Genomic DNA, 26,589 nt, shown 5'->3' on the forward strand with positions numbered 1-26,589 from the left:
GGTTCGGTTTTACGGGATGATCCGCGCCCTGCCTAGGGGTCGTGGGCGCTATCATTACGCGAAAGCGATGTTTTTCCCCCATGACGCGCCCCGCCTTGCCCTGATCGGTGCCATAGCATAAGAGAGGCGCAAACAAGGCCGGGGCAACCCCCGACAGCCCAAGGATTCGGAGTTTCCATGGCACGGCGCAAGAAAATCTACGAAGGCAAGGCCAAGATTCTGTATGAAGGCCCGCAGCCGGGCACCCTGGTACAGTACTTCAAGGACGACGCCACCGCGTTCAACGCCGAGAAAAAGGCCACGATCGAGGGCAAGGGTGTGCTGAACAACCGCCTGAGCGAGTTCTTCATGACCGGCCTCAACCAGATCGGCGTGCCGACCCATTTCATCGAGCGTATCAACATGCGCGAGCAGCTGATCCGCGCGGTTGAGATCATTCCGCTTGAGGTGATCGTGCGCAACTATGCGGCCGGGTCGATGGCGAAACGGCTGGGCATGGAAGAGGGCCAGCAGCTGCCGCGCCCGATCATCGAGTTTTCCTACAAGGACGATGCCCTGGGCGACCCGCTGGTGCCCGAGGAATACATCATCGCCTTCGGCTGGGCCTCGCAGCAGGATCTGGACGACATCGTGGCGCTGGCGCTGCGGGTCAATGATTTCATGGCGGGCGTCATGTATGGCGTCGGCATCAAGCTGATCGACTTCAAGATCGAGATCGGCCGCATCTATGACGGCGATTTCATGCGCCTTGTGGTCGCCGATGAGATCAGCCCCGACAGCTGCCGCCTGTGGGACATCAAGACCGGGCAAAAGCTGGACAAGGACGTGTTCCGCCGCGACCTGGGCAACCTGACCGACGCCTATACCGAGGTGGCCCGCCGCCTGGGCGTGATGCCGGCCAATGTCACCAACACCAAACCGACCCTGATCAACTAAGAGGACCGCCCCGATGAAAGCCCGCGTTCATGTCATGCTGAAAAACGGTGTTCTGGATCCGCAGGGCGAGGCCGTGCGCCACGCGCTTGGCACGCTTGGCTTTGACGGGGTCGAGGGCGTACGCCAGGGCAAGGTGATCGAGCTGGACCTGGCCGAGACCGACGCCGCCCGTGCTGAGGCCACCGTCAAGGACATGTGCGAAAAGCTGCTCGCGAACACGGTGATCGAAAGCTACTCGGTGGAGATCGCCTGATGCGCGCGGCCGTCATCCAGTTTCCCGGCTCGAACTGCGACCGCGACATGGTGGTCGCGCTGAACGCGGTGGCCGGCAACGAGAAAACCCAGCTGGTCTGGCACAAGGAAACCAGCCTGCCCGAGGGGCTGGACCTGGTTGCGATCCCCGGCGGGTTCTCGTTCGGCGATTACCTGCGCTGCGGCGCCATCGCGGCGCGCTCGCCGATTGCCCGCGCGCTGGTCCAGTTCGCCGAGCGCGGCGGCTATGTGCTGGGCGTGTGCAACGGGTTCCAGGTGCTGACCGAAACCGGCCTGCTGCCCGGCGCTCTGATGCGCAATGCCAACCTGAAATACATCTGCAAGCCGGTGCCGCTGGTGGTGCAGACCACCGACAGCGATTTTACCCGCGCCTATGAGGCCGGGCAGACCGTCACCGTGCCGATTGCCCACCATGATGGCAATTACAACGCCGATGCCGGCACGCTGGCCCGTCTGAACGGTGACGATCGCGTGGCCTTCCGCTATGGCGACAATCCCAATGGGTCGGCCGAGGATATCGCCGGTGTTCTCAGCGCAAACCGCCGGGTTCTGGGCATGATGCCGCACCCCGAGCGCGCGTCCGAGCCCGCCCATGGCGGCACCGATGGTGCGGCGCTGTTCAAGTCGCTGGCCGGGGCGATGGCGCTGGCCTGATCACGTGCTTGCCGGTCGCCGCAGGCGGGCATAGATTTGAGCCATGACCGGTGAAACCCCGCCCGAACGCGACTCGTTGCCCCTGCAGGCCAGGACTGGCTGGCGCATGCGCGCCACGCTGTTCATGTTCCTGGCCGTGGCGGCGGGCGTCACCTGGATCACCAACGACTGGCTGACCACCCGCTTTACCGAGGCCACGCGCAACCGCGCCGAGGTGCGGCTGGCGCTTTATACCGGCAACGTGGTCAGCGAATTGCAGCGCGCCTCGGTCGTGCCGCACCTGCTGTCGCGCGACCCGACGCTGATCGGGGCGCTGAACTCGAATGATTTCTCGCAAAGCTCGCAGCGGCTGATTTCCTATGTGGATGAGATCGGCGCGGCCTCGCTGATCCTGCTGGATGAATCGGGACGCGTGGTGGCGGCCAGCGACCGGTCACGCATCGGGGCCAGCATGCGGGGCAGCCAGGCCTTTCTGAACGCGCTGCGTGCCAATGACACGGTTTTCACCAGTGAAACGAACGAGCAGGGCACGTTCGAGTTCGCCTATTCGCGCAAGATCACCAGCGAGCGCCAATCGGTCGGCGTAATCATCGTCGGCGTCGATCTGGCCAAGCTGGAACGCAGCTGGGCAGGCATTTCCGATGCGGTTGTCGTCACCAACAGCGAGGGCGTGATCATCCTGGCGACCGAGCCGCGCTGGCGTGGCCTGCCGCTGGAACAGGCGCTGGCGGTGCAATCGGCGCCCTCGGCCATTCAGCGCGCGCTGAAGGCCACCACCGACTGGGCCGCGCTGCCGCCCGACGCCTATGTCTCGGGCGAGGCGGTGATGCGGAATGAGGCGCGGATTCCGTTCCGGGGATGGAAGCTGATCAGCTTTACCACCTATGCCTCGATCCGCGAGCGCGTGAACGGGGTGCTGGCGCTGGAAATCATGGGCTTTGCCATCCTGCTGGCGCTGGGGTTCTATTTCACCTCACGGCGCGCCCAGCTGCAAAGCGTTCTGTTCCAGCGAGAGTCGGCAGAACTTCGCGCACTCAACGTGCAGCTACAGCGGGAAATCGCCGAACGCGAAAAGGCCGAAAAGAACCTGGAAGTGGCCGAACAGACGCTGGCGCAAAGCTCGAAACTGGCGGCGTTGGGCGAGATGTCTGCGGCCGTCAGCCACGAGCTGAACCAGCCGCTGGCGGCGATGAAAACCTACCTGGCGGGGGCGCGGCTGTTGCTGCAACGCAAGCGCGGTGAAGAGGCGCTGGCCTCGTTCCAGCGGATCGACGATCTGATCGAGCGGATGGGCGCGATCACGCGGCAGCTGAAATCCTATGCGCGCAAATCCGACGGTGGCTTTGAACCCGTTGATTTCAAAGCATGTTTGTCGGCATCCCTAGCCATGATGGAGCCGCAGTTGAAGCAGCGCAAGGTCACGATCACCCGCACGCTGCCCACCGGGCCGGTGCATGTGATGGGCGACCGGGTGCGGCTGGAACAGGTGATCATCAACCTGTTGCGCAACGCGCTGGATGCCACCAAGCAGACGAGCGAAGGGCAGATCGACCTGATCTTGTCGGCGGGCGAAACCGCCACGCTGACGGTGCGCGACAACGGGCACGGCATTGACGACCTGGATGCCTTGTTCGAGCCCTTCTACACCACCAAGTCCCCCGGTGACGGGGTTGGACTGGGGCTTGCCATTTCCTCGGGGATCGTGAACGACCTTGGGGGACGGCTGACCGCCCGCAACGCGCGCGGCGGCGGTGCGGTGTTTGAGGTTCAGTTGCCGATCCTCGAAGAAGGCGCCGAGGCGGCCCAGTAACAAGACAAGGACAATGCCGATGACCCGTGGCATCAAGATCGCGATCATTGACGACGAACAGGACATGCGCCACTCGATCAGCCAGTGGCTGGCGCTGTCGGGGTTCGACACCGAGGCCTTTGCTTCGGCCGAAGAGGCGTTGAAAAAGATCGGCCCCGATTATCCGGGGATCGTGATTTCCGACATTCGCATGCCCGGCATGGACGGCATGGCCTTTCTGAAAAAGCTGATGAGCCAGGACAGCAGCCTGCCGGTGATCATGATCACCGGTCATGGTGATGTGCCGATGGCGGTCGAGGCGATGCGCGTGGGCGCCTATGATTTCCTTGAAAAGCCCTTCAACCCCGACCGGATGACCGATCTGGCCAAGCGCGCGGCTCAGGCGCGGCGCATGACGCTGGACAACCGCGCCCTGCGGCGCGAGCTGTCGGATGGCACGGTCATCATGAAGAAACTGATCGGCACCTCGCCGGTGATGGAGCGGCTGCGCGAAGATATTCTCGATCTGGGGCAGGCCGATGGCCATGTGCTGATCGACGGCGAAACCGGCACCGGCAAGACACTGGTGGCCCATGCGCTGCATGCGGTGGGGCCGCGGGCAGGGCGCAAGTTCGTGCAGGTGTCCTGCGCCGCTTATACCGAGGAAAACCTGGCCGCGCGGCTGTTCGGTCCGGTCTCTGAGGGCGGGCGTCTGCCGCTGGTCGAAGAGGCGCGGGGCGGCACGCTGTGCCTTGAGGATATCGAGGCGCTGCCGCAGCCGTTGCAGGCGCGGCTGCTGACCTTCATCAACGATCAGGGCAGCCCGGCCGAAACCCGCATCATTGCGGTCAGCAACCTGCAAGAGCAGGGCAAGACCTGCGAGGACATGCTGCGCCCCGACCTTTATTACCGCCTGGCGGCGATGAAGATCACCCTGCCGCCGCTGCGCGCGCGGGGCGAGGATATCCTGACGCTGTTCACCCGCCTGTCGGAGCAATATGCCGATGAATACGGCTGTGACACGCCGCAGGTCAGCGCGCAGGAGGCCGCGCAGCTGTTGCAGGCGCCCTGGCCGGGCAACGTGCGCCAGCTGATCAACGTGGCCGAACGCGCGGTTCTGCAATCGCGCCGGGGCTCTGGCACTATCGCCAGCCTGCTGATGTCGGATGACGACGAGAACATGCAGCCGGTGATGACCACCGAGGGCAAGCCGCTGAAGGAATATGTCGAGGCGTTCGAGCGGATGCTGATCGACAACACGATGCGGCGCCACAAGGGCTCGATCGTCGCGGTGATGGACGAATTGTGCCTGCCGCGCCGGACCCTGAACGAGAAAATGGCCAAATACGGGTTAACCCGTTCGGATTACCTGTAAGTTCCGCCCGATCGGCAAGATCTGAACGGCGCTCGAAGTTTCGGGGGCCATGAAAAAGCCCATTGTGTTTGCCCGTGATCTGCCGCTATGGTCTGAGAACGTCAGCGCGCCCACCTATTGTGGCCCTGATGTTCAGAGTTTCGCTGATCCTCGCACCGCCCCGGCGATTGCCGGCCCGGGTAAGGATCAGACCGATCGGCCCCACGGGGCAACAGTTTGACCCGGCTCTGCCCGGGTTTTGAAAATGGGTGCCGCCAAGCGGCATCGGAGACAAACCGCGATGGAACGCGTGAACACGAACAGGCATCTGACGGGCAGGCATCTCGCCGCTCCGGTTGCGCTTGACGCGTCCTTGCTCGCCCAAACAAGACACCACCCGCAACGACCGCGCCCGCCTGGGCGACGGCACTTGCCGCGGTGCAATGAGATTCAATGGCTAAGAAAATGCTTATCGACGCCACCCACGCGGAAGAAACCCGCGTGGTCGTGGTGGACGGAAACAAGGTTGATGAATTCGACTTTGAGACGGTCAACAAACGCCAGCTAGCTGGCAATATCTATCTCGCAAAAGTAACCCGGGTCGAACCGTCGCTTCAGGCGGCCTTTGTCGATTACGGCGGTAACCGCCACGGATTCCTGGCTTTTTCCGAGATTCACCCCGATTACTACCAGATCCCGGTCGCTGACCGCGAGGCGCTGCTGGCCGAAGAGCTGGCCTATGCCAAGTCGCTGGACGAGGATGACGAAAAGCCCTCGAAACCCAGCCGCTCGCGTTCGCGCCGCCGCAGCAGCAGCAAGGCCGCCGCGGTCAAATCCAGTGATGCCGTCGAAACCCGCGAGGTCGTCGACGGCCCGTCGGGCATGGATGTCGTCGATCTGGGCGAGGACGAGGCCGACACCCTGGCTGTGGACAGCCCCGAAGCCGCCGATGCGCCGGTCGCAGAGGTAGAGGCCGAGGCTCAGCCCGAGGCGCAGGCAGACGCGCCCGCGCAGGGTGAGGCCGAAGAAGCTGTTGCCGAAGGTGACGCCGCCGATACCGATGACGAGGGCGACGTTGACGACAACAGCGACGAGCCCTTTGCCGCCTCGGATCGTGACCCCGAGATCGAATCGGTCGCCGAAGAGGACATGGCCGAGGAAATCCGCCAGCCGCGCAAGCCGCGTGCCAAGCGCTATAAGATTCAAGAAGTCATCAAGGTGCGGCAGATCCTGCTGGTGCAGGTCGTCAAGGAAGAGCGTGGCAACAAGGGCGCCGCGCTGACCACCTATCTGTCGCTGGCCGGCCGCTATTGCGTGCTGATGCCCAACACCGCCCGTGGCGGTGGCATCTCGCGCAAGATCACCAATGCCGCCGACCGCAAGAAGCTGAAGGAAATCGCTGCCGAGATGTCGGTGCCCGTGGGCGCCGGCCTGATCATCCGCACCGCAGGCGCCAAGCGCACCAAGTCGGAAATCAAGCGCGATTACGAATACCTGCAACGGCTGTGGGAACAGATCCGCGAGCTGACCCTGAAATCGGTCGCGCCCGCGCCGATCTATGAGGAAGGCAATCTGATCAAACGCACGATCCGCGATTTGTATAATCGCGAGATCGACGAGGTTCTGGTCGAGGGCGAGGGCGGCTATCGCGTGGCCAAGGACTTCATGAAAATGATCATGCCGTCCCATGCCAAGAACGTGAAACAGTATACCGATCCGCTGCCGCTGTTCGCGCGCTACCAGGTCGAAAGCTATCTGTCGGGCATGTTCAACCCGACTGTGCAGCTGAAATCGGGCGGTTATATCGTGATCGGCGTCACCGAGGCGCTGGTGGCGATCGACGTCAACTCGGGTCGGGCCACCAAGGAAGGCTCGATCGAGGATACCGCGCTGAAAACCAATCTCGAGGCCGCCGATGAGGTGGCCCGCCAGCTGCGCCTGCGCGACCTGGCCGGTCTGATCGTGATCGATTTCATCGACATGGAAGAGCGCAAGAACAACGCCGCCGTCGAAAAGCGGATGAAGGACAAGCTGAAGACCGACCGGGCCCGCATCCAGGTGGGCCGGATCTCGGGCTTTGGCCTGATGGAAATGTCGCGCCAGCGTTTGCGCCCCGGCATGCTCGAGGCCACGACCCAGCCGTGCCCGTCGTGCCATGGCACGGGCCTGTTGCGCTCGGACGACAACCTTGCGCTGTCGATCCTGCGCCAGCTCGAAGAAGAGGGCGTGCGCGGCCGCAGCAAAGAGGTTCTGCTCAAGGCGCCGGTTGGTATCGTCAACTTCCTGATGAACCAGAAGCGCGAGCATATCGCCCAGATCGAGGCGCGCTATGGCATCTCGGTCCGGATCGAGGCCGACCCGCATCTGATCAGCCCCGAATATGTGATCGAACGGTTCAAGACCGCCTCGCGCAATGTGCCCGAGGTGACCGCCCCGGTGATCTCGATCGATACGTCCGACATGCCCGATCTGGTTGAAGAGGACGAGGTCGAGGCCGAGGTCGCAACGCCCGAGAGCGACGAAGAGCAGCCCGCGCCCAAGAAGCGCCGTCGTCGTCGTCGTCGTCGCCGGTCGTCGTCGAATGGCGAGGGCAATGGCTCGGACGAAAACGGTGTGAATTACGAAAACGGGGACGAGGCCGACGAGGCTGACGCCGCCGCAGAGGACGCACCGGCCGAGGCCGAAGGCGCCGACCAGACCGAAGCGGCCGAGGCCGAAGAGGTCAAGGAAGAGGCGCCCAAGAAGTCGCGCTCTCGCTCGCGTTCGCGCAGCCGCTCGCGGTCGAAGAAGACCGAAGAGGAAACCACCGAGGCGCAGGACGCCGTGGCCGAGGAAACGCAGACCGAAGAGGTGGCCGAGGCCGAAGCGGAAGCGCCTGCCGAAGAGGCCCCGGCTGAGGAACCTGTCGTGGCCGAGGCGCCCGCCGAGGAACCGGTCGAACCCGAAGCCGAAGCCGAAGCCGAGCCCGCCGTGGCCGAGGCCGTGGTTGCCGATCAGGACGACGTGGTAACGCAAGAGCCGGTGGCCGAAGAGCCTCAGCCCGAGCCCGAACCGGAACTGGTGGCCGAGCCCGCCTCGAACGAGCCGCCCAAGCCCAAGCGCACCGGATGGTGGTCGCGCTAAGCACTGACCTTGAAACGCCGGGCCCTCAGCCCGGCGTTTTCATATGCCGCGCCGGATCAGAAAGGCGGGCACGGGGCCGGTTTCATCCATCGACAGAAAATCATGCCCGGCCTCGGCGCAGAAATGCGGCAGATCGATCACCGCGACCGGGTCGCTGGCCAGGATACGCAAGACCTGGCCCGGCGCCATCGCGCGCAGCGCCTTTTGGGCGCGCAGCACGGGCAGGGGGCATTTCAGGCCGGTCGCGTCGATTTCCAGGTCGGGTGTCATGCCCGACCCATAGGTCAAAACCGGCGCTGCGAAAAGCCCACACCCGCACGCGGATGTGACAAAAGGTGGCGTGACCTCGGGCCGGGCATTCGCTATGTGAGGTCAAAAGAGGATAGGGCATGTTCGGAATAGAGCTGATCGACGCAGGGCTGTTGCCGGCCATGATGATTGCGCTGGTTGCGGGGCTGCTGAGCTTTCTCAGCCCCTGCGTTCTGCCGATCGTGCCGCCCTATCTGGCCTATATGAGCGGGATCACCGTCACCGACCTGAACGAGGGCCGCACCGCGCGTGCCATCCTGCCGGCGCTGTTCTTTGTGTTGGGCCTGTCCACGGTGTTCCTGTTCCTGGGCTTCACCGCGTCGGTCTTTGGTGCGTTCTTTCTGAAAAACCAGCAATATTTCAATATCTTCGCCGGGGTCGTCGTGATGGTTTTCGGCGCCCATTTCGTAGGCGCGATCCGCATCCCCTTTCTCAATCGCGAGGCCCGGATTGATGCGGGCGACAAGGGCGGGTCGGCCTTTGGCGCCTATGTATTGGGGCTGGCCTTCGCCTTTGGCTGGACACCCTGCATCGGGCCGCAGCTAGGGGCGATCATCTCAATGGCGGCGTCCGAGGCGAATGTTGCGCGCGGCACGCTGCTCTTGGGCGTTTACGCGGCGGGGCTGGGCATTCCGTTCCTGCTGGTGGCCGCGTTCTTCCCGCGCCTTAGCGGTGTCATGGCGTGGATGAAGCGTCACATGGAGCAGATCGAGCGCATCATGGGCCTGCTGCTGTGGACCATTGGCCTGCTGATGCTGACCGGCGGGTTTTCCAGCTTTTCCTATTGGCTGCTCGAAACCTTTCCGGCGCTGGCCAATCTGGGATAGGGCGGCTTACTTTTGCCGAAATCCCGCGCTAGTCTTGGCCGCAGAAACGGCCAGAGAAGGCGGCAATGCAATCGCAAGGGCAACAACAGGTGCGCCGGCGCCGGGTGTTCTACATCCCCGGTTATGACCCGATTCACCCCCGCCGCTATCGCGAGCTTTACCGCAAGGAATCGGCCGAGCAGGCCCGGATTTCCGGCTATCAGATCGCCCTTAGCCCCGGCAGCGACCCGCGCCGGTTCGGCTGGCAGGTCGCCGCGCGGATCGACGGGGCCGATGTCGATGCCAATGTCGAGGTCATGGTCTGGTCTGATATCGTGCGCGGCTCGATGAGCAACAGCATCCTGGCGACCTATCTGCAACTGCTGTGGACGGTGACGATCTATATCGGCAGCGGCGCGTTCTACCGGCTGATGCTGCTGCGCAAGGGGCCGATCATCGCGGCGCTTTACCCGATTGGAATGCTGCTGGCGCAGCTGGGCGTGGCGCTGTTGGCGGCGCGGCTGGTGGGGGGCGTGCTGGCGCTGACGGGGCTGCCCTATGTGGGCTGGCTGGGGCTGGGCGTCGTGTGGCCGATCCTGCATTGGTTTCGCAAGCAGGACGGCCGGCTTTACGCCTATTACCTGATGCATGACTATGCCTATTCGGCGCGGCGCATTGGCGCCAACCCGCCCGAGCTCGAGGCGCGGATGGACGAGTTCCGTGCCGAGATTGCCCGCGCCCTGAGCGATCCGACGCTCGACGAGGTTCTGGTGGTCGGCCATTCCTCGGGCGCGCATCTGGCGGTGTCGATCCTGGCCGATCTGATCCGCAACCGCGAGATGCCCGAGCACGGGCCCGCGCTGTCGTTCCTGTCGTTGGGGCAGGTGGTGCCGATGGTCAGTTTCCTGCCCCGCGCCCAAAGGCTGCGCAGCGACTTGCATTTCCTGGCCGCCCGGTCTGAACTGACATGGGTTGACGTGACCGCGCCGGGCGACGGCTGTTCCTTTGCGCTGTGCGATCCGGTCAGTGTCAGCGGGGTCGAGCCGCCGGGCAAGCGCTGGCCGCTGGTCATCTCGGCCGCCTTTACCCAAAGCCTTAGCCCCAAGCGATGGAAGGACCTGCGCTGGAGGTTCTTCCGGCTGCATTTCCAGTATCTCTGCGCGTTCGATCGGCCGCGTGATTACGACTATTTCCAGATCACCGCCGGGCCGCAGACGCTGGGCAGCCGCTATGCCGGGCGCGCGCCCTCCAAAAGCCGGATCGACGTGGCGGTGTCGCGCTATCGCTCGATGGCGGCATGAGCACACCGCCCAAGCCCGCCGCGCGCCCCGATCGCGTGTCGTTGCTGCGCTATATGCGGCTGTTTCGCGACGATATCCTGTCGGCCCAGCCCGCGCGGCTGTATCGCGCCTGGATGGCCGAGTTTCGCACGCCATTCTTTCGGTCATACCTGATCAACCAGCCGGAACTGCTGGATCTGGTGCTGAAACAGCGGCCGATGGATTTTCCAAAATCCAACCGCGTGGCCGAGGGGCTGCGGCCTTTGCTGGGCAATTCGGTGTTTGTCACCAATGGCGCCACCTGGGCGCGACAGCGGCGTATCATTGACCCGGCGTTCGAGGGCGGGCGGCTGCGCGACACGTTTCCGGCGATGCTGGCAGCGGGGCAGGCGGCCAGCGCGCGTCTGCCCGAGGGCGAGGTCGAGATCGAGCCAGAGACCAGCCATGCCGCCGCCGACGTGATCTTTCGCACGCTGTTTTCGATCCCGATCGACCACCACATTGCCGCTCAGGTGTTCGACCAATTCCGCGCCTATCAGCGCAGCCAGCCGATCTTGAACCTTGGCGCGTTCGTGCCGCTGCCACGTTGGATGCCGCGCCTGCATCGCGGGGATACACGCAAAACGGCGGCGCAGATCCGGGCGCTGATCGGGGAATTGACGCAAAACCGGATGCAGGACATCGCCGCAGGCACCGCGCCCGACGATCTGGCCACCAAGATCATGACCACGCCCGACCCAGAAACCGGTGCCTGTTTCGACACCGCCGAGATGGTCGATCAGGTGGCGATCTTTTTCCTTGCGGGGCATGAAACATCGGCCTCGGCGCTGGCCTGGGCGCTGTATCTGCTTGCCATGCACCCGCAGGCGCAGGATCGCGTTGCCGCCGAGGCGCGCGCGTTTGCCGCCGATCCGACATTCGCCAACCTGTCAAAGCTGCGCTTCACCCGCGATGTGTTTCGCGAGGCGCTGCGGCTATACCCGCCCGTGCCGATGATGGTGCGCGAAGCCACGCAGCCCGAGAGGTTCCGCGACCGTGACGTGCCCAAAGGCAGCCAGATCGTGCTGTCGCCCTGGCATCTGCACCGGCATGAACGGCTGTGGGACAATCCCGATGGGTTCGACCCCGACCGCTATGCGGCCGAGAACGGCAAGGCCTGCCTGCGCACCGCCTATATGCCGTTTTCCGCGGGGCCGCGGGTCTGCACCGGCGCGGGGTTTGCCATGGTCGAGGGGCCGCTGATGCTGGCGCTGATCCTGGCCGACTGGCAGCTTGCGCCGGTCAACACGCCCGTGCCGGTCGCGCATCTGACGGTGCGAGCGCGCGACGGCATTCGGCTGCGGCTTAGTCGTCGAGTTTCGGCACCAGTGTCGTAATGCCGACATTGGCGGCGCGCGCCAGCTGGGGGTCAAGCGACATGGGGATGTATTCGCCACGCCGCCACAGCTCGCCCAGATCGTCGTAATGGCGTGATAGCGGGTGGCCCGATTGCCCGGTCGAAATCACGAACACCGAACTGTCGGGATCGGCAAAATCATAGACCCCGCGATAGCCCGCGCCATGGACATTGGCAAAGGGCTGAGACCCTGTGCCGGCGCTGACACCGCGCATCAGGGTGAAATCGCCGCCCGAGGTCGATTGCCGGATGTTCACGAACCAGCGCAGGATCGGCACGTCGCCCAGCACCGGGTGATCGTGGCGCGCCTGGTGGGCATCGCCCCAGCGCAGGCTTTCCAGGTTGCCGCCATAGGTCTCATTGATCCACAGCAGCGCCTCGTCCAGCGCGATGCGGGCGATTTCCGCGCAGGTTTCCTTGGCGGTGGACTGGTGGATATCGCACCATGTGGCGGCGCCGTTGATGTCGCGGTAGACGCGTTCGATGAACAGCGGCTCGACATGCGTGAACTCGTCGGCCAGCGGGCCCAGGTCGTCGCGGATCAGGCGATCTTGCAGATGGCGCAGCCAGGCCGCGTAGATCAGCGGCTCGGGCATGTGCTCGTTCATCTCGCCGTTCCAGTTGGCCAGCATTTCCAGCGCCTGCTGGCGGCGGTGTTCGGTGGTGCCGCGCGGGGCGGCCTCGCCGGTATACCACAGGTCGCGCGCGATCAGCGGCAGCAGGGCGCGGGCGGTAAAGCTGACCGTATCAAGCTGCGCCTCGATAAAGCTTTCGCGGGTATGGACCTCGCGGTTTTGCATCAGGTTGCGCCAGCGTTGAATGCGCTGGCTGTCGCCCCAGTCAAAGGTCAGATGGCGCGGAAAGGCGCGGTCTATGATCTTGTTGTTGGTATTGCCCAGGATGCCGCCCTCGGGGTCGGTAAAGCGCGGGTTGTCGGCATAGGGCAGCGCGCCGGCCCAGCGGTTCTCAGACAGCCAGCCGGGGGCGGGAATGCGCCCTTGGGTCTGGTGCAGCGCGCTGCGCGAGGGCAGCGCGCCCACGACCTGCATGGCGATGTGGTCGGCGTCGATCAGGGTCAGTGTCTGGACGGGCGCGCGCCACAGCTCGACCGCCTGCAAGGCCTCGTCGACCGATTGCGCCTGCATCAGGCGCATCGCGGCGGTGGCGGTTGTGTCGTTTTCCCAAAGGTTGGTCCATGCAACCGAGGCGACATGGCCGGGCGGGGTGATGGTGGCCAGGTCATAATGGCTGCCGGGCAGAACGGGGCCGTTCTCGGTCCAGCGCAGGGTGATGGTCTGGGGGGCGGAGCCCTTGATGTTGAGGATGGTGCGGCGGGTCTCGAACGGCTTGTAGCCCTCGGGCGTCAGGTATTCCTCGGGGTTATCCGGGTTCAGCTTTTCGATCAGCACGTCCTGATCGTCGGCATAGGTGGTGGTCAAGCCCCAGGCCAGGTGTTCGGACCGGCCAACCAGCACGATCGGCGCGCCGGGGATGGTGCCGCCGATCACCGCGCCGGTGGTCAGTTTCAGCCCGGCCAGATACCAGATCGCGGGCGCGGTCAGGCCCAGATGCGGGTCATTGGCCAGCAACGTGCCGCCAGCGGCCGAGCGCACGGACGAGGCTGCCCAGGCGTTGGACGCTCCGCCCAGCCCGCGCGGCGGCAGCGGCGACAGCGGATCGCGGGGCGCCGGGGCCGAGGCAAGCTGCGTCGGCGCGGCGGGGAACAGTGCCGAGTAGCGCGGCAGCTCGGCCACGCCGGTGCCGGGCGCCACCGGCATCAGGTCGTTCAGCCTTGCATCGGTCAGCGCCAGCGAGGCCCGCGCGCGCAGCACTTCGTTGCTGATATGGCCCGACATCTGCAGGGCCATCAGCTTGCCGATGGCGATGGAATCGGCGGGCTGCCAAAAGGCGATCTCGGGCGAGAAGATAAAGAATTCGGGCGCGCCGCGGCCCAGCGCCTCGTCATTGACCTGCTTGATGCGGGCGTTGACGCCGCGGGCATAGGCCTCGAGCGCGGCAAGGGTGCGGGCGTCTTGCGCCGGAACAGACCGCTGGGCATTTCCATACAGGTCAAAGCGGCGGATCAGCTCGTCGATACGGGCGGTGCGGGGGCCAAAGATTTCGCTCAGCTTGCCCTGCGCGGTGCGGCGCAGCATGGTCATCTGCCACAGCCGGTCCTGGGCATGGACATAGCCCAAGCCGAAATAGACATCCTCGTCCAGCCCGGCCTCGATATGGGGCACGTTGGCATTGTCGCGCACGATCTCGACCGCGCCGCCCAGGCCCTCGACCTCGGTCAGGCGGTCATATTCGGGCAGCGAGCGCGAGGCCAGGTAATAGCCCCCCAACACCACGGCCAGCACCAGCAGCACCAGGCCCCCGGTCAGGCGGATCATCCAGCGAAACAGTATCGGCATCCCATCCCCGTTATTGACGGCACGGCCCCAGCGGTTAGTTCTGTGTGCAGGTTAGAACAAGGGAAAAACGGGGAAAAGCATGGCCAAGGTAACTTTTCTGGGTCTGGGTGTCATGGGATACCCGATGGCGGGGCATCTGGCGGCGGCCGGGCATGAGGTGACGGTGTATAACCGCAGCACCGAAAAGGCCGCGCGCTGGGTTGAACAGCACAAGGGCCGCATGGCCAAAACGCCGGCAGATGCGGCGGCGGGGGCCGAAATGGTTATGGCCTGTGTCGGCAATGACGACGACCTGCGCGCGATCTGCGTGGGCCCGGACGGCGCGTTCGGGGCGATGGCGGAGGGCACGCTTTTTGTCGATCACACCACCGTTTCGGCCAAGGTCACGCGCGAACTGGCCGAGCAGGCCCGCGCGGCGGGGATCGGCTTTGTCGATGCGCCGGTCTCTGGCGGGCAGGCGGGGGCCGAGAATGGCCAGCTGGTGATCATGTGCGGCGGCACGCAGGCCGACTATGACCGGGCTGAGCCGGTGATGGACGCCTATGCCAAGCTGGCCAAGCGCATGGGCGACAGCGGCGCCGGGCAACTGGCCAAGATGGTCAACCAGATCTGCATTGCCGGGCTGGTTCAGGGCCTGTCCGAAGGCCTGCATTTCGCCGAAAAGGCCGGGCTGGATGGGCGCGCGGTGGTCGAGGTGATCGGCGGTGGCGCGGCGGGCAGCTGGCAGATGGTCAACCGGCATGAAACCATGCTGGACGATCATTTCGATCACGGCTTTGCGGTGGACTGGATGCGCAAGGATCTGGCGATCTGCCTGGCCACGGCCGAGGAAACCGGCGCCAGCCTGCCGGTCACGGCGCTGATTGATCAGTTCTACAAGGATGTCCAGAATATGGGCGGCGGGCGTTGGGATACGTCCAGCCTGATCAAACGCCTGAGGGCACTGGATTAATAGCGGCCGCGATTTGGTCAGCCCTGCACAGGGATCGTTTCAGATTTCGCGTGCAGGGTGGCATCATGTTGCTATGGTAATAATGTCAGTTTGGAGCCCATTTCGACCGATGCTGCGCGGCGCACGAATGGCCGCTACTTGTCTGTCTTGTTTGGGTTCGGGCAACGTGATCCGTCAAAGGGAGTGTCTGGAAAGGGTCTCCAGTACCATGGCAAAGACATAGGGGCTCGCGCAAACGTGTCGTTGCCCAGTGTCACGAGAATAGCCAAGGCTCGATACGGTTTGGACCCACCTGCTCCACCCAAAAAATTCATTTCATCAAGATACGTTTCCAAACATTCGCTTCTAAGGTCTGGGATACAGTTTGCGACATTTCGAAATGATGTAATTTCGTCGTAGTGGATATCAGAGCAAAGTTCTTGGTTTTCTGCCCAACTGCGGTCGATAGGAATCATGTAGAACTCATCAAACAAGAGTGTCTCGCCAGCAGAAACAGCGTGGGCTGTGTTTCCACCCAGAGGCTGATATTGCGCCATAAATGGTGCTGTTTTGAATGGGGCGTCGAACTCAATATTTTCATTGCGAAAGCCTTCAAAGCTGGCACTTGCCGAAGCTCTCTTAACTGAAATGGTCTGATTGTCTAAGTTGCTAAAGTCACAGCGCGTGTGAACTGCAACGAAATCCGTGTGCACACCACCATCGATTAAAAGACTCCCACTTTCAGGGCCGATCTCTGAGCACTGAAAGGAGAATGTGTAGTTGCTATCGGAAAGCAAAGTCCAGTAGGCAGGCAACAGAGCAAGAATTGCGACCGCTAATCCTAAAAGCCCAATTGGTTCGCTCGTGATTTTCTTCGCTAGTCTGTTCATGATTCACACAGGCCGTTCAGTGCATTGTCTATCAGCTGTTGACTGGAAATGCACGAAGCGGACGTTCATCTTTCTGCATGCAGAGTCCGCTCTGTCCCGCATTGCGGAAGTTGGCTTTGAACATCATTAAAAAACGCCCGAAGATGCCTTCGGGCGTTTTTGTTTGATCAGTTGTCCCTCTGATCAGGGGATGATGCGGGTGTATTTGGTGCCTTCGAGCGAGGCGCCGACGATCAGCCCGGCCTGGCCATAGACCACGGCAATCACCGGATCCAGCGCGGTCACGGTCTTGGCCGACAGGTTGCCGCCCTGATCTTTCAGCGCATATTCCAGATCGCCGCCGGCCGACCAGCCGGGAGAGTGACGGAAGGTGCTCAGCGCGTCTTCGGTCATGAAGAACAGCGCATGCGCATATTGCTGCGCGCCGATCTGCAGGCCGAAACTGGCCTGTGCGGCCGAATAGTAATCGACCGAGACATTGTTGATGCGCAGCGCGCCCTGGCCGTAGGCGCCGCCGAACATGAAGCCGGCCTTGGTGACCAGCGGCATCCACAGGGTGCCCAGCGCCTTGTTGTCCAGGTCCATCGTGGCCGGGTAGCGGTTGAAAAGATAATCGCGGGCCGCGTCGATGCGTGCGTCTAGTGTGGCCGCGTTGTTCGAGCCGACACCGTTGCCACAGGCGGCAGTCATGGCGGTGGTTGCACCGGCCGCCACCAGGAATTTCCGGCGGGTAAAGTTGCTCATGGTTTTGCCCTCAATATGCCTCTGCTTGTGGCCTTTGGCGGCCATTGCGCAAACTATAGTAGTTTGCGCCGGGGCTGTCATCACATCTTGTCCAGTAAAGGCGAAAAGCCGCGAGCGGGCGATCACGCCCCGCGCAGCTTGCGCGCCACCGCGGGGGCGAAATAGGTCAGGATGCCGTCGCAGCCCGCGCGCTTGAAGGCCAGCAGGCTTTCCATCATCACCTTGTCGCCGTCCAGCCAGCCGTTTTGGGCCGCAGCCTGCAGCATCGCGTATTCGCCCGACACCTGGTAGGCATAGGTCGGCACGCCGAAGGTGTCTTTCACCCGGCGGCAGATATCCAGATAGGGCATGCCGGGCTTGACCATGACCATATCGGCGCCTTCCTGCAGGTCGCGCTCGATATGGCGCAGGGCCTCGTCGCTATTGGCGGGGTCCATCTGATAGGTGTTCTTGTCGCCGGTCAGCGCGCCCGAGGCGCCCACCGCATCGCGGAACGGGCCATAGAAGGCGCTGGAGTATTTGGCCGAATAGCTGAGGATCGCGACATTGGGGTAACCCGCGCGCTCCAACGCGGCGCGCATGGCGCCGATGCGGCCATCCATCATGTCAGAGGGCCCCAGGATGTCGGCGCCTGCCTTCGCCTGGGCCAGCGCCATCTTCACCAGCGCCTCGACGGTTTCGTCATTCACGATCTCGCCGTTGCGAACGATGCCGTCGTGGCCGTTGATATTGTAGGGATCAAGCGCGATGTCGGTCATGATCGCGATATCGGGCACCGTCGCCTTGATGGCGCGGATCGCACGGTTCGACAGGTTGTCGGGGTTCCAGGCCTCTTCGCAGAGCAGGGTCTTTTTCGCCGGGTCCGTGTAGGGAAAGATGCAGATCGCGGGAATGCCCAGCTCGGCCGCCTCTTGCGCGGCGGCGACGGCGCGGTCAATCGACAGGCGGTTGACGCCCGGCATCGAGGGCACGGGCTCGACCACATCGGTGCCCTCACGCACAAAGATCGGCCAGATCAGGTCATCGACGCTTAGCGTGTTCTCGCGCACCAGTCCGCGGATGGCGGGCGATTTGCGGGTGCGGCGCAGGCGCGCGGCGGGAAAGGGGGCGACGATGGGGCGCATTGGGCGATCCTTGCAGATATTTCCCTTTTGGGTCGCATGGATTTGGCCATATCTCAAGGGGTAGGAATCGCGCAATGTCGCGGCTAATGTGCGCGGGCATAAGAATGAGGCCAGGCAGTGGACTTGCATAACACCGTTTTCGAAGTGATCGACATGCGGTCCTTCTCGAACCTGTGGTACTGGATCGGCCTCGCGGTGTTGTGGTCTTCGGCGTCGCACTGGATCTTGGGCGTGCCGTTCGACCTGATCCAGCGCGCCTCGCGCAAGGGCGGGGCCGCGATGGAGGACCTTGAGGGCCTCGTGCGGATCAACGTCAACCGCATCCACTATATCTTTACCGCTACGGGCCTGTGGCTGATCGGGATCGCCAGTTTCACCCTGACCATGCTGGCACTGCTTGGGTTCTACTACCTGATCGAGTTCTGCCAGGCGGTTTTCCTGATGGCCTTCCCGATGAGCCTGGTCACGGTGCTCAGCGCCTTTACCGCGCGCCGTATCCGCCGCCAGCGGCCCAAGGGTGACGCGCTGGTGCGGGCGCTGCGTATTCACCGGCTGGGCACGCAGGTGATCGGGGTGATCGCCATTCTGGTGACGGCGCTGTGGGGGATGTATCAGAACCTGTCGATCGGGGCCTTGGGTGGTTGACAGCCCGCCCCCCGCACGCCATGTCGCGGCCCATGTCCTTGCCTGATCATATCACCGTCAGTGGCGCGCCCGAGGGGTTTGACGCGCGCCTGATCGCCGCCGAGATCGCGAAATCCGGCCGGTCGGTTCTGCATGTCGCACGCGACGACAAGCGGCTGGCCGCGATGCAGGCGGCGCTGGAGATGTTCGCGCCGGAACTTCCCGTTCTGACTTTTCCGGCCTGGGATTGTCTGCCCTATGACCGTGTGTCGCCCAATGCCGATGTGTCGGCGGCGCGTATGGCAACGCTGGCGGCGCTGGCGCATGGGGTGCCGGGGCCGTTCGTGGTGCTGACCACGCTGGGTGCCGCAACACAACGCGTGCCCGCGCGCGCGGTTCTGAAAGAGGCGGCGTTCTCGGCGCGCGTGGGCCAGCAGATCGACGAGGAGGCCCTGCGCGGTTTCCTGGTGCGCATGGGGTTCAGTCAGACGCCGACAGTGATGGAGCCGGGCGACTATGCCATTCGTGGCGGCATCATTGACATCTTTCCGCCCGGTCAGTCGGGGCCGGTGCGGCTGGATCTGTTCGGCGACGTGCTGGACGGCGCGCGCCGGTTCGATCCCGCCACCCAGCGCACAACCGAACAGCTGAAACTGATCGAGCTGGCGCCGGTGTCCGAGGTCATCCTGGACGAGGCCGCCGTCACCCGGTTTCGCCAGAACTATCGCATCGAGTTTGGCGCCGCCGGCACGGACGATCCGCTCTATGAGGCCGTCAGCGCCGGGCGCAAGCATCAGGGTGTCGAGCACTGGCTGCCGTTCTTTCACGAGCGTCTTGAAACACTGTTCAATTATCTGCCCGACGTGTCGGTCTTTCTTGATGATCAGGTCACGCCCGCGCGCCTGTCGCGCTGGGACGGCATCCGCGATCAGTATGACACCCGGCGCGAGGCGATGGGCGCCAAGGGGCGGCTTGATACGGTCTACAAACCCTGTCCGCCGGACCTGCTGTATCTGGATGATGCCGCTTGGGCGCAGGCCATCGCCGGGCACCGTGTGCTGCAGCTGAACCCGCTGCCGCAGGCGACCGGGCCGGGCGTGATCGACGCAGGCGGGCGGATCGGGCGCAATTTCTCGCCCGAGCGCCAATTGGAACAAGTCAGCTTGTTCAACGCACTGGCTGATCATATTAAAGCAAAGCTTGAAGATGGGCCGGTGGTCGTCTCGTCCTATTCGGGTGGCGCGCGTGAACGTCTGCAAGGCCTGCTGGAAGACGAAGGCGTCAGCGGCACCCAGCTGATCAATGACATGCGCGCGGTGCGGCCGGGGCGGAACCTCTATCTGATCGTTTGGTCGCTGGATCACGGGTTCGAGGCGCCCGATCTGACGGTGATATCGGAACAAGATGTTCTGGGTGACCGCCTGATCCGCGCGCCGAAAAAGCGCAAGCGGGCCGATAACTTCCTGACCGAAGCTCAGTCGCTTTCGCCCGGCGATCTGGTGGTGCATGTCGAACATGGGGTGGGCCGCTATAACGGCCTGGAAACCATCACCGCCATGGGCGCGCCGCACGATTGCATCGCGCTGGAATATGCGGGCGGTGACCGTCTGTTCCTGCCTGTCGAGAATATCGAGCTGCTCAGCCGCTTTGGCCACGAAGAGGGCCTGCTGGACAAGCTGGGCGGCGGGGCGTGGCAGGCGAAAAAGGCCAAGCTGAAAGAACGCATCCGCCAGATCGCCGACAAGCTGATCCGCGTGGCGGCCGAGCGCGCCCTGCGTAGCGCCCCGGTGATGGAGCCGAACCATCACATGTGGGAGGCGTTCAGCGCGCGCTTTCCCTATGAGGAAACCGAGGACCAGCTGCGTGCCATCGAGGATGTTCTGGCCGATCTGGCGCATGGCTCGCCGATGGATCGGCTGATCTGTGGCGACGTGGGGTTCGGCAAGACTGAGGTCGCCATGCGCGCGGCCTTTGTGGCGGCGCTATCGGGGATGCAGGTTGCGGTGATCGCGCCGACCACGCTGCTGGCGCGCCAGCACGCGAAATCCTTCAAGGACCGGTTCCGGGGGTTCCCGGTCGAGGTGCGGCAGCTGTCGCGGTTCATCAGCGCGAAAGAGGCCGCGAAGACCCGCGAGGGGCTGGCCGAGGGCACGGTCGATATCTGCATCGGCACACATGCGCTCTTGGCCAAGAACGTGCGGATCAAGAACCTGGGCCTGCTGATCATCGACGAGGAACAGCATTTCGGCGTGTCTCACAAGGAACGGCTGAAACAGATGCGCAGCGATGTCCATGTGCTGACGCTGACGGCCACGCCCATTCCGCGCACCTTGCAGATGAGCCTGACCGGCGTGCGCGATCTGTCGATCATCGGCACGCCGCCCGTCGATCGCCTGTCGATCCGCACCTATGTGTCCGAGTTCGACGCGGTCACCGTGCGCGAGGCCCTGCTGCGCGAACATTATCGCGGCGGGCAATCTTTCTACGTGGTGCCACGCATCAACGATCTGCCCGAGATCGAGGCCTTCCTGCGCGATCACGTGCCCGAGGTGACGTTCATCACCGCCCATGGCCAATTGGCGGCGGGCGAGCTGGATGACCGCATGAACGCGTTCTATGACGGCAAGTATGACGTGCTGCTGGCCACGACGATCGTGGAATCGGGGCTGGATATTCCCACAGCCAACACCATGATCGTGCACCGGGCCGACATGTTCGGGCTGGCGCAGCTTTACCAGATCCGTGGCCGGGTGGGGCGCAGCAAGACCCGCGCCTATGCCTATCTGACCACCAAGCCGCGCAGCCCCCTGACGCCCGCCGCGTCGAAACGCCTGCGGGTGCTGGGCAGCCTTGATACGCTGGGTGCGGGGTTCACTCTGGCCAGCCAGGATCTGGATATTCGCGGCGCCGGCAACCTGGTGGGCGAGGAACAGTCGGGCCATGTGCGCGAGGTGGGGTTCGAGCTGTATCAGTCGATGCTGGAAGAGGCGATCGCCAAGATCAAATCGGGCCAGATGGAGGGCCTGTCCGAGGCCGACGACCAATGGGCGCCGCAGATCAACTTGGGCGTGCCGGTGCTGATCCCCGACGATTACGTCACCGATCTGGACGTGCGACTGGGCCTCTATCGCCGTCTGTCGAACCTGACCACCAAGGTCGAGCTGGAAGGCTTTGCCGCCGAGCTGATCGACCGGTTCGGCAAGCTGCCCAAAGAGGTGAACACGCTGCTGTTGATCGTGCGGATCAAGGCGATGTGCAAACGCGCGGGCATTTCACGGCTGGATGGCGGGCCCAAGGGGGCGACGGTGCAGTTCCACAACGATAAATTCGCTGCCCCCGCCGGGTTGGTCGAATTCGTGCACGCCCAGAACGGGCTGGCCAAGGTCAAGGACAACAAGATCATCGTGCGCCGTGACTGGAAGAAAGACAGCGACAAGATCAAGGGCGCCTTTGCCATTGCGCGCGATCTGGCCGAAAAGGTCATCGCGGTGGAAAAGGCGAAAAAGGGCTAGGCGCTATTGCAGCGGCGCGTCGTCGGGGCGCGGGGCGGTCAGTTCGTTGATCACGCGGTCCCACAGCTCGGGCGGCTGGGCGCCGACAACCACATGGGCATTGGCCACGACGAATGTCGGCACGCCGGTGACACCGCGCTGGCGGGCATGGGCATCGCGGTCGCGGGTCAGCTGGGCATCGGCGTCGCCGGCCAGCAGGCGGCGGATGGCGGCGCCGTTCATCTCGGCCCGTTCGGCGACCTGCACCAGCACATCGGTATCGCCGATATCCTGCCCGTCCTGGAAATAGGCCTGGAACAGGAACGACACGACCGGGGTCTGGCGGCCCTCGATGCCCGCCCAGTGGATCAGGCGGTGGGCGTTCAGCGTGTTCGGCGTGCGCGCAACGGCGGGCAGGTTCAGCGGCAGGCCCATGGCCTCGGCTCGTTCGACCACCGGCGCATAGGCGCGCATCGCGCCCTCGCGGCCGCCGAATTTATGCTCCAGGTATTCCACCCGGTCCATTCCGCCTGCGGGCATGTCCGGGTTCAGCTGGAACGGGTGCCATTCGATGGCAAAGGGATGGTCGGGGTGATTGGCCAACGCGGCGTCCAGCGCGGCCTTGCCGATATAGCACCACGGGCAGATCGGGTCGGACAGGATATCGAGCTTGATCATTTCCGGGCCTCCCAGCCCAGCCGCAATGCGCGGCGGTTCAGCTTGCCGTTACCGCCCTTGGGCAGGGCCTCCATATGCACATAGAGGCGCGGCTGTTTGTAGCGCGCCAGACGTTCGGCGGCAAATGCGGTCAGGTCGGTTTCGGTGCCGGTGTAAAAGGCGGCGATGACGGTGACGCCGGGCTTGATCTCGACCTCGGTCGCGGCGGCCTCGGTGACGGCGGGGTGTTCGGCCAGGGCGCGCTCGACCTCCAGCGGCGAGACGCGGAACCCGCCCGCGTTCATCATGTCGTCATCGCGACCCAGATAGGTGATCGCGCCGTCCTCGGCCATCTCGACCGTGTCGCCGGTCAGGAACCATTCGCCTGCAAAGCGGGCGGCGGTGTCTTGCGGCGCTTTCCAGTAATGCAACATCAGCCCCGGATCGCGGTTCGACACCGCCATCTGGCCGGGCGTGCCGCGCGGCACAGGTTCATGATCAGCGTTCAGAACAGCGATCCGCCGGCCCGGCTGCGGGTATCCTGTGGCGGGCAGGGGCGCGGGATGACCGGGCGCGCCCGACACGTAGGTCGAGACCTCGGACATGCCCAGCGCCTCGTAGACAAGCGTGCCGGTGGCGGTGTTCCAGGCGGCGCGGGTGGTGTCGGGCAGTTTCTCGCCCGCCGACAGACCGTGGCGCAGCTTGGGCAGCGACAGCGGCGCGCCGGTTTTCAGCATCTGGCGGTAAACTCCGGGGGCGGCGGCAAAGATCGTGGCGTCATAGCGTTTAAGCAGCAGCGGCAGCGCCTCGGGCGTGACGCCAGCCGCCGGGATCAGCGCCGTGGCGCCGACGGCCCAGGGATCCATCAGGCCGGTGCCTAGCGTATAGGTCCAGTTGAACGCGCCCGCATGCAGCACACGGTCGGTTTGGTGCAGGTCATACCAGCCTGCCCACATCATCCGCCGCGCCCAGATCGCGCGATGGGCATGCACCACGCCGCGCGGCTGGCCCGAGGTGCCAGAGGTATAGATCATATAGGCCGGGCGGTTCGGGTCGCCCATGACATAGTCGCCCGGCGCGTGGGTGAACATGGCCTCTAGCGCCGTCTTTTGCAGAACTGGCGCGGGGTGGTCGGGCAGGGGCACGTCGGGGCCGGAGATGATCAGGGCGGGGTTGATCTCGGCGGCCAGCTTGGTGATCTCGGGCGTGGTTAGCGCCGCGGCGGTGGGCACGGGCATCAGCCCGGCGGCAATCGCACCCAGATATGCGATGGGAAAGTCGACCGTATTGCCCAGCCGCATCAGCACCGGCGCGCCTTGCGCCAGGCCCATGGCCGCCAGCCCGCCGGCGACACCCAGAACGGCGGCCTCAAGGCGTGCATAGCTCCAGCGTTCGGCGCCGCGCGGGCCGACCACGGCCAGTGCGATCTTGTCGGGCAGATCGCGCGCGTGGCCCAGCACATAGGCCGCCATGTTGAATGGCGCGGGGCAGGGAGGGGGTGGCCCCTGATCAAAGATCGATACGGTCATCAGAAGGGGCCGGGCGCCTCAGAAGGCGTTGCGCACCATGCGCGAGCCGCTCGAGATGTCTTCGCCGATGCCCTCGACCGTGCCGCAGGCGGCCAGCGCCAAAAGCGCGGAAATCATCAGAATACGTTTCATTCCTGGTCCTCCGAATGCCACCAGATATCGGGTTGAAAGCCCATCCAATCCCCGTAGATCGGGATGGTTTGGGGGTAATGCAGGCTGCGTTTATAGGCAAGGCGCGAATTGGGGGTGTACCAGATTGGGATCACATAGCGCCCGGTCGTCAGCACACGATCAAGCGCGCGGGCTGCGGCGGTGAAATCCTCGGCCGTGGTGGCGTTGACCAGCGCGTCGATCATCGCCGGAATGGCCGGGTTGTCGGCGCCCATCCAGTTGCGGGTGGCGGGCTGGGTCACGCCCTCGGGGCCCCAGTAAAGATACTGCTCGTTGCCGGGGCTCAGCGACAGGGCGCGGGTGTAATAGGTCAGGTCGAAATCATAGGCGTTGGTGCGTTCGGTATATTGCGCGCTGTCGATGGTGGTGACGCGCGGGAAGATGCCCAGCCGGGCCAAGGCCTGCACATAGATGTCGATGATCTGCTGTGGCTCGGTCGCGCCCTGGTTCAACAGCACCTCGAAGGTAAACGCCTGGCCGTGGGCGTTGCGCAGAACGCCCGCGTCATCGACCTGCCAGCCGGCCTCTTGCATCAAAGCCGTGGCGCGGCGCAGGGCGCGGCGGTTCGAGGGTTTGCCGTCGGACACGGGTAGGGCATAGCCCTCCAGCGCGCCGGGCAGCAGGTCGGCGGAAAAGGGTTGCAACAACTCGCGCACGCGGCCTTGGGCCGGGCCAGGCTGCATCGCCAGGGTCGAGTTCGAGAAATACGAGGTGATGCGCGGCGCGGTGCCGTTGTTGAGCGTCTGGTTGATGAATTCGAAATTGAACGCCTCGATCAGCGCCTGCCGCACGCGCCAGTCGGCAAAGATATCGCGGCGGGTGTTCATCACGAAACCGGTAATGCCCGAGGGGCGCTGATGCGGGATCTCGGCCTTGATCACCTCGCCCGAGGCGATGGCGGGGAAGTCATAGGCGCTGGCCCATTTGGCGGCGTTGAGCTCGCGGAAACTGTCGATGGCGCCGGCGCGGAAGGCCTCGAACAGCACATCGCCGTCGCCGTAATAATCATAGCGGATCTCGTCGAAATTCATCTGTCCGCGCATCAGAGGCAGATCGGCGCCCCAGTAATCGGGGTTGCGTTTCAGCACGACATAGCGCCCGGCCTCGAACCGGTCGATCATGTAGGGCGCGCTGCCGATGGGGGTGAGGGCGGTGCCGCTGGCGGTGAAATCATGGCCCTGCCACTGATCCTTTTTCAGGATCGGGCGCATGCCCAAGAGTAACGGCAATTCGCGGTCGGGGGTGTTGAAGGTGAACCGCACGCTGTGCGGGCCGGTGGCCTCGGCGCGGGCGACCTTGGCCCAGGCGGTGTGATAGGCCGGGTGGCCCTGGGTGCCGAGGGTCTCATAGGACCACAGCACATCCTCGACCGTGACCGGGGTGCCGTCGGAAAACCGGGCCTCGGGGCGCAGGGTGAATTCGACCCAAGCCCGGTCGGGCGGGGTTTCGATTGTTTCCGCCAGCAGGCCATAGAGGGTGAAAGGCTCGTCATACGAGCGGCCCATGAGCGACTCGAATACGTATTGGCGCACACCGTAAGGGGCGCGGCCCTTGGTGATGAAGGGGTTGAGGCTGTCAAAGCTGCCGGCCTCGCCCAGAACGATGCGTCCGCCCTTGGGGGCGTCGGGGTTCACATAGGGCAGGGCGGTGAAATCGGCGGGCAGGGCGGGGGCGCCATACATGGCGATTCCATGGGTGGGGTCGGCACTGGTGATTCCCGGCCCCAGAATCAGCCCAAGCCCGAGGACGATTCCAAGATGCGCCCTGAAAAACATTGATCTCATTTGCTGAACAATCCCTGCCGCCCTTTTTTATTTGACCCTGAACTTACGGCCCAGTCTGTGGATTTTCAAACTTTTAGCTTGGATGCGAGCAAGAGTTTGCGTATAAAGGTGGCACTGCTCGATAGGTTTCTTGCCTGTATGAAACCTGCCTCAATAACTTAACGCCGGCTTCGTGCCGGCGTTTTTTTTCGGCATGATTTTCGACAGTTCCCCCCGCTTGCGTTGTTTTTTTCCGCAGGCCGGGATTGGGCCTCGCCAAAGACCTTTGCATAGACCATAGTCCGGCCCGCGCGGGCGTGCCGCCCCG

At 64.1% G+C, this 26,589-nt stretch carries 21 protein-coding genes; 12 read left to right on the top strand and 9 right to left on the bottom strand.

Annotation, left to right across the window (positions count from 1 at the left end; translation table 11 throughout):
• The first annotated feature begins 177 nt into the window (after window positions 1-177).
• The 6 genes from purC (at window position 178) to OE856_RS03415 (ending at window position 8,129) form a co-directional block, all read left to right on the top strand.
• The gene (purC, locus tag OE856_RS03390) at window positions 178-936 is read left to right on the top strand and encodes a phosphoribosylaminoimidazolesuccinocarboxamide synthase (protein WP_263714634.1); all 759 of its coding nucleotides are present in this window, start codon (window positions 178-180) and stop codon (window positions 934-936) included.
• 13 nt (window positions 937-949) lie between these two features.
• Window positions 950-1,189: a phosphoribosylformylglycinamidine synthase subunit PurS gene (purS, locus tag OE856_RS03395; RefSeq protein WP_263714635.1), complete on the top strand. Its 240-nt coding sequence runs from the start codon at window positions 950-952 to the stop codon at window positions 1,187-1,189.
• On the top strand, window positions 1,189-1,863 hold the full coding sequence (gene purQ / locus OE856_RS03400; protein ID WP_263714636.1) for a phosphoribosylformylglycinamidine synthase subunit PurQ: 675 nt from the start codon (window positions 1,189-1,191) through the stop codon (window positions 1,861-1,863). The genes purS and purQ overlap by 1 nt, the downstream gene beginning before the upstream one ends.
• Before the next feature lie 43 nt (window positions 1,864-1,906).
• Entirely contained in the window at window positions 1,907-3,673 is a 1,767-nt protein-coding gene (locus tag OE856_RS03405; RefSeq protein ID WP_412174849.1) for a sensor histidine kinase, read from the top strand.
• A gap of 19 nt (window positions 3,674-3,692) precedes the next feature.
• Window positions 3,693-5,027 carry a sigma-54-dependent transcriptional regulator gene (locus OE856_RS03410; RefSeq protein WP_263714637.1) on the top strand — a complete coding sequence of 445 codons (1,335 nt, stop codon included), beginning with the start codon at window positions 3,693-3,695 and terminating at the stop codon, window positions 5,025-5,027.
• A gap of 432 nt (window positions 5,028-5,459) precedes the next feature.
• Complete coding sequence (locus OE856_RS03415; RefSeq protein ID WP_263714638.1) at window positions 5,460-8,129, top strand: Rne/Rng family ribonuclease; 2,670 nt, start codon at window positions 5,460-5,462, stop codon at window positions 8,127-8,129.
• Between the two features lie 39 nt (window positions 8,130-8,168).
• Here the strand turns inward: OE856_RS03415 and OE856_RS03420 are convergent, their stop codons facing one another.
• A complete protein-coding gene (locus OE856_RS03420) occupies window positions 8,169-8,399 on the bottom strand; it encodes a sulfurtransferase TusA family protein (RefSeq protein WP_263714639.1) in 231 nt (76 codons plus the stop codon).
• Between the two features lie 119 nt (window positions 8,400-8,518).
• Here OE856_RS03420 and OE856_RS03425 point away from each other — a divergent pair, with 119 nt between their 5' ends.
• The 3 genes from OE856_RS03425 (at window position 8,519) to OE856_RS03435 (ending at window position 11,900) form a co-directional block, all read left to right on the top strand.
• Window positions 8,519-9,265 carry a cytochrome c biogenesis CcdA family protein gene (locus tag OE856_RS03425; RefSeq protein WP_263714640.1) on the top strand — a complete coding sequence of 249 codons (747 nt, stop codon included), beginning with the start codon at window positions 8,519-8,521 and terminating at the stop codon, window positions 9,263-9,265.
• A 65-nt stretch (window positions 9,266-9,330) separates the two neighbouring features.
• On the top strand, window positions 9,331-10,545 hold the full coding sequence (locus OE856_RS03430) for a hypothetical protein (protein ID WP_263714641.1): 1,215 nt from the start codon (window positions 9,331-9,333) through the stop codon (window positions 10,543-10,545).
• The gene (locus tag OE856_RS03435) at window positions 10,542-11,900 is read left to right on the top strand and encodes a cytochrome P450 (protein ID WP_263714642.1); all 1,359 of its coding nucleotides are present in this window, start codon (window positions 10,542-10,544) and stop codon (window positions 11,898-11,900) included. The genes OE856_RS03430 and OE856_RS03435 overlap by 4 nt, the downstream gene beginning before the upstream one ends.
• Here the strand turns inward: OE856_RS03435 and OE856_RS03440 are convergent.
• Window positions 11,869-14,337: a penicillin acylase family protein gene (locus tag OE856_RS03440; RefSeq protein WP_263714643.1), complete on the bottom strand. Its 2,469-nt coding sequence runs from the start codon at window positions 14,335-14,337 to the stop codon at window positions 11,869-11,871. The genes OE856_RS03435 and OE856_RS03440 overlap by 32 nt on opposite strands.
• 79 nt (window positions 14,338-14,416) lie before the next feature.
• Here OE856_RS03440 and OE856_RS03445 point away from each other — a divergent pair, with 79 nt between their 5' ends.
• Window positions 14,417-15,289: an NAD(P)-dependent oxidoreductase gene (locus OE856_RS03445; RefSeq protein ID WP_263714644.1), complete on the top strand. Its 873-nt coding sequence runs from the start codon at window positions 14,417-14,419 to the stop codon at window positions 15,287-15,289.
• A gap of 134 nt (window positions 15,290-15,423) precedes the next feature.
• Here OE856_RS03445 and OE856_RS03450 read toward each other — a convergent pair whose 3' ends face one another.
• From OE856_RS03450 to hemB, 3 genes are all read right to left on the bottom strand, one after another.
• Window positions 15,424-16,158, bottom strand: coding sequence for a hypothetical protein (locus OE856_RS03450; RefSeq protein WP_263714645.1), 735 nt, complete (start codon window positions 16,156-16,158; stop codon window positions 15,424-15,426).
• A gap of 183 nt (window positions 16,159-16,341) precedes the next feature.
• Window positions 16,342-16,902, bottom strand: a complete 561-nt coding sequence (locus OE856_RS03455; RefSeq protein WP_263714646.1) for a YSC84-related protein — start codon at window positions 16,900-16,902, stop codon at window positions 16,342-16,344.
• 122 nt (window positions 16,903-17,024) lie between these two features.
• Window positions 17,025-18,026 (bottom strand): porphobilinogen synthase, encoded by a 1,002-nt coding sequence (gene hemB, locus OE856_RS03460; protein ID WP_263714647.1) that lies wholly within the window; start codon window positions 18,024-18,026, stop codon window positions 17,025-17,027.
• Between the two features lie 117 nt (window positions 18,027-18,143).
• Between hemB and OE856_RS03465 the strand changes: the two genes are divergently transcribed.
• Together OE856_RS03465 and mfd are read left to right on the top strand one after the other, a co-directional pair.
• Window positions 18,144-18,671 (top strand): component of SufBCD complex, encoded by a 528-nt coding sequence (locus tag OE856_RS03465; protein WP_263714648.1) that lies wholly within the window; start codon window positions 18,144-18,146, stop codon window positions 18,669-18,671.
• 32 nt (window positions 18,672-18,703) lie between these two features.
• Window positions 18,704-22,162 carry a transcription-repair coupling factor gene (mfd, locus tag OE856_RS03470; RefSeq protein ID WP_263714649.1) on the top strand — a complete coding sequence of 1,153 codons (3,459 nt, stop codon included), beginning with the start codon at window positions 18,704-18,706 and terminating at the stop codon, window positions 22,160-22,162.
• A 3-nt stretch (window positions 22,163-22,165) separates the two neighbouring features.
• Here mfd and OE856_RS03475 read toward each other — a convergent pair whose 3' ends face one another.
• The 4 genes from OE856_RS03475 to OE856_RS03490 are packed head-to-tail and all read right to left on the bottom strand — an operon-like array spanning window position 22,166 to window position 26,282.
• The gene (locus OE856_RS03475; protein WP_263714650.1) at window positions 22,166-22,819 is read right to left on the bottom strand and encodes a DsbA family protein; all 654 of its coding nucleotides are present in this window, start codon (window positions 22,817-22,819) and stop codon (window positions 22,166-22,168) included.
• The gene (locus OE856_RS03480) at window positions 22,816-24,327 is read right to left on the bottom strand and encodes a class I adenylate-forming enzyme family protein (protein ID WP_263714651.1); all 1,512 of its coding nucleotides are present in this window, start codon (window positions 24,325-24,327) and stop codon (window positions 22,816-22,818) included. The genes OE856_RS03475 and OE856_RS03480 overlap by 4 nt, the downstream gene beginning before the upstream one ends.
• 18 nt (window positions 24,328-24,345) lie before the next feature.
• Window positions 24,346-24,459, bottom strand: a complete 114-nt coding sequence (locus OE856_RS03485; protein WP_166499785.1) for an entericidin, EcnA/B family — start codon at window positions 24,457-24,459, stop codon at window positions 24,346-24,348.
• The gene (locus OE856_RS03490) at window positions 24,456-26,282 is read right to left on the bottom strand and encodes an extracellular solute-binding protein (protein WP_412174850.1); all 1,827 of its coding nucleotides are present in this window, start codon (window positions 26,280-26,282) and stop codon (window positions 24,456-24,458) included. The genes OE856_RS03485 and OE856_RS03490 overlap by 4 nt, the downstream gene beginning before the upstream one ends.
• Between the last annotated feature and the right edge of the window lie 307 nt (window positions 26,283-26,589).

It is taken from the genome of Actibacterium sp. XHP0104 (assembly GCF_025751515.1).
In the GTDB taxonomy this organism is placed as follows: Bacteria; Pseudomonadota; Alphaproteobacteria; order Rhodobacterales; family Rhodobacteraceae; genus Actibacterium_D.

Excerpts from the sequence above, each read along its gene's own strand:
- purC (WP_263714634.1), top strand. The coding sequence starts at position 178 with ATGGCACGGCGCAAGAAAATCTACGAAGGCAAGGCCAAGATTCTGTAT.
- purS (WP_263714635.1), top strand. The coding sequence starts at position 950 with ATGAAAGCCCGCGTTCATGTCATGCTGAAAAACGGTGTTCTGGATCCG.
- purQ (WP_263714636.1), top strand. The coding sequence starts at position 1,189 with ATGCGCGCGGCCGTCATCCAGTTTCCCGGCTCGAACTGCGACCGCGAC.
- OE856_RS03405 (WP_412174849.1), top strand. The coding sequence starts at position 1,907 with ATGACCGGTGAAACCCCGCCCGAACGCGACTCGTTGCCCCTGCAGGCC.
- OE856_RS03410 (WP_263714637.1), top strand. The coding sequence starts at position 3,693 with ATGACCCGTGGCATCAAGATCGCGATCATTGACGACGAACAGGACATG.
- OE856_RS03415 (WP_263714638.1), top strand. The coding sequence starts at position 5,460 with ATGGCTAAGAAAATGCTTATCGACGCCACCCACGCGGAAGAAACCCGC.
- OE856_RS03420 (WP_263714639.1), bottom strand. The coding sequence starts at position 8,399 with ATGACACCCGACCTGGAAATCGACGCGACCGGCCTGAAATGCCCCCTG.
- OE856_RS03425 (WP_263714640.1), top strand. The coding sequence starts at position 8,519 with ATGTTCGGAATAGAGCTGATCGACGCAGGGCTGTTGCCGGCCATGATG.
- OE856_RS03430 (WP_263714641.1), top strand. The coding sequence starts at position 9,331 with ATGCAATCGCAAGGGCAACAACAGGTGCGCCGGCGCCGGGTGTTCTAC.
- OE856_RS03435 (WP_263714642.1), top strand. The coding sequence starts at position 10,542 with ATGAGCACACCGCCCAAGCCCGCCGCGCGCCCCGATCGCGTGTCGTTG.
- OE856_RS03440 (WP_263714643.1), bottom strand. The coding sequence starts at position 14,337 with ATGCCGATACTGTTTCGCTGGATGATCCGCCTGACCGGGGGCCTGGTG.
- OE856_RS03445 (WP_263714644.1), top strand. The coding sequence starts at position 14,417 with ATGGCCAAGGTAACTTTTCTGGGTCTGGGTGTCATGGGATACCCGATG.
- OE856_RS03450 (WP_263714645.1), bottom strand. The coding sequence starts at position 16,158 with ATGAACAGACTAGCGAAGAAAATCACGAGCGAACCAATTGGGCTTTTA.
- OE856_RS03455 (WP_263714646.1), bottom strand. The coding sequence starts at position 16,902 with ATGAGCAACTTTACCCGCCGGAAATTCCTGGTGGCGGCCGGTGCAACC.
- hemB (WP_263714647.1), bottom strand. The coding sequence starts at position 18,026 with ATGCGCCCCATCGTCGCCCCCTTTCCCGCCGCGCGCCTGCGCCGCACC.
- mfd (WP_263714649.1), top strand. The coding sequence starts at position 18,704 with ATGTCCTTGCCTGATCATATCACCGTCAGTGGCGCGCCCGAGGGGTTT.
- OE856_RS03475 (WP_263714650.1), bottom strand. The coding sequence starts at position 22,819 with ATGATCAAGCTCGATATCCTGTCCGACCCGATCTGCCCGTGGTGCTAT.
- OE856_RS03480 (WP_263714651.1), bottom strand. The coding sequence starts at position 24,327 with ATGACCGTATCGATCTTTGATCAGGGGCCACCCCCTCCCTGCCCCGCG.
- OE856_RS03485 (WP_166499785.1), bottom strand. The coding sequence starts at position 24,459 with ATGAAACGTATTCTGATGATTTCCGCGCTTTTGGCGCTGGCCGCCTGC.
- OE856_RS03490 (WP_412174850.1), bottom strand. The coding sequence starts at position 26,282 with ATGAGATCAATGTTTTTCAGGGCGCATCTTGGAATCGTCCTCGGGCTT.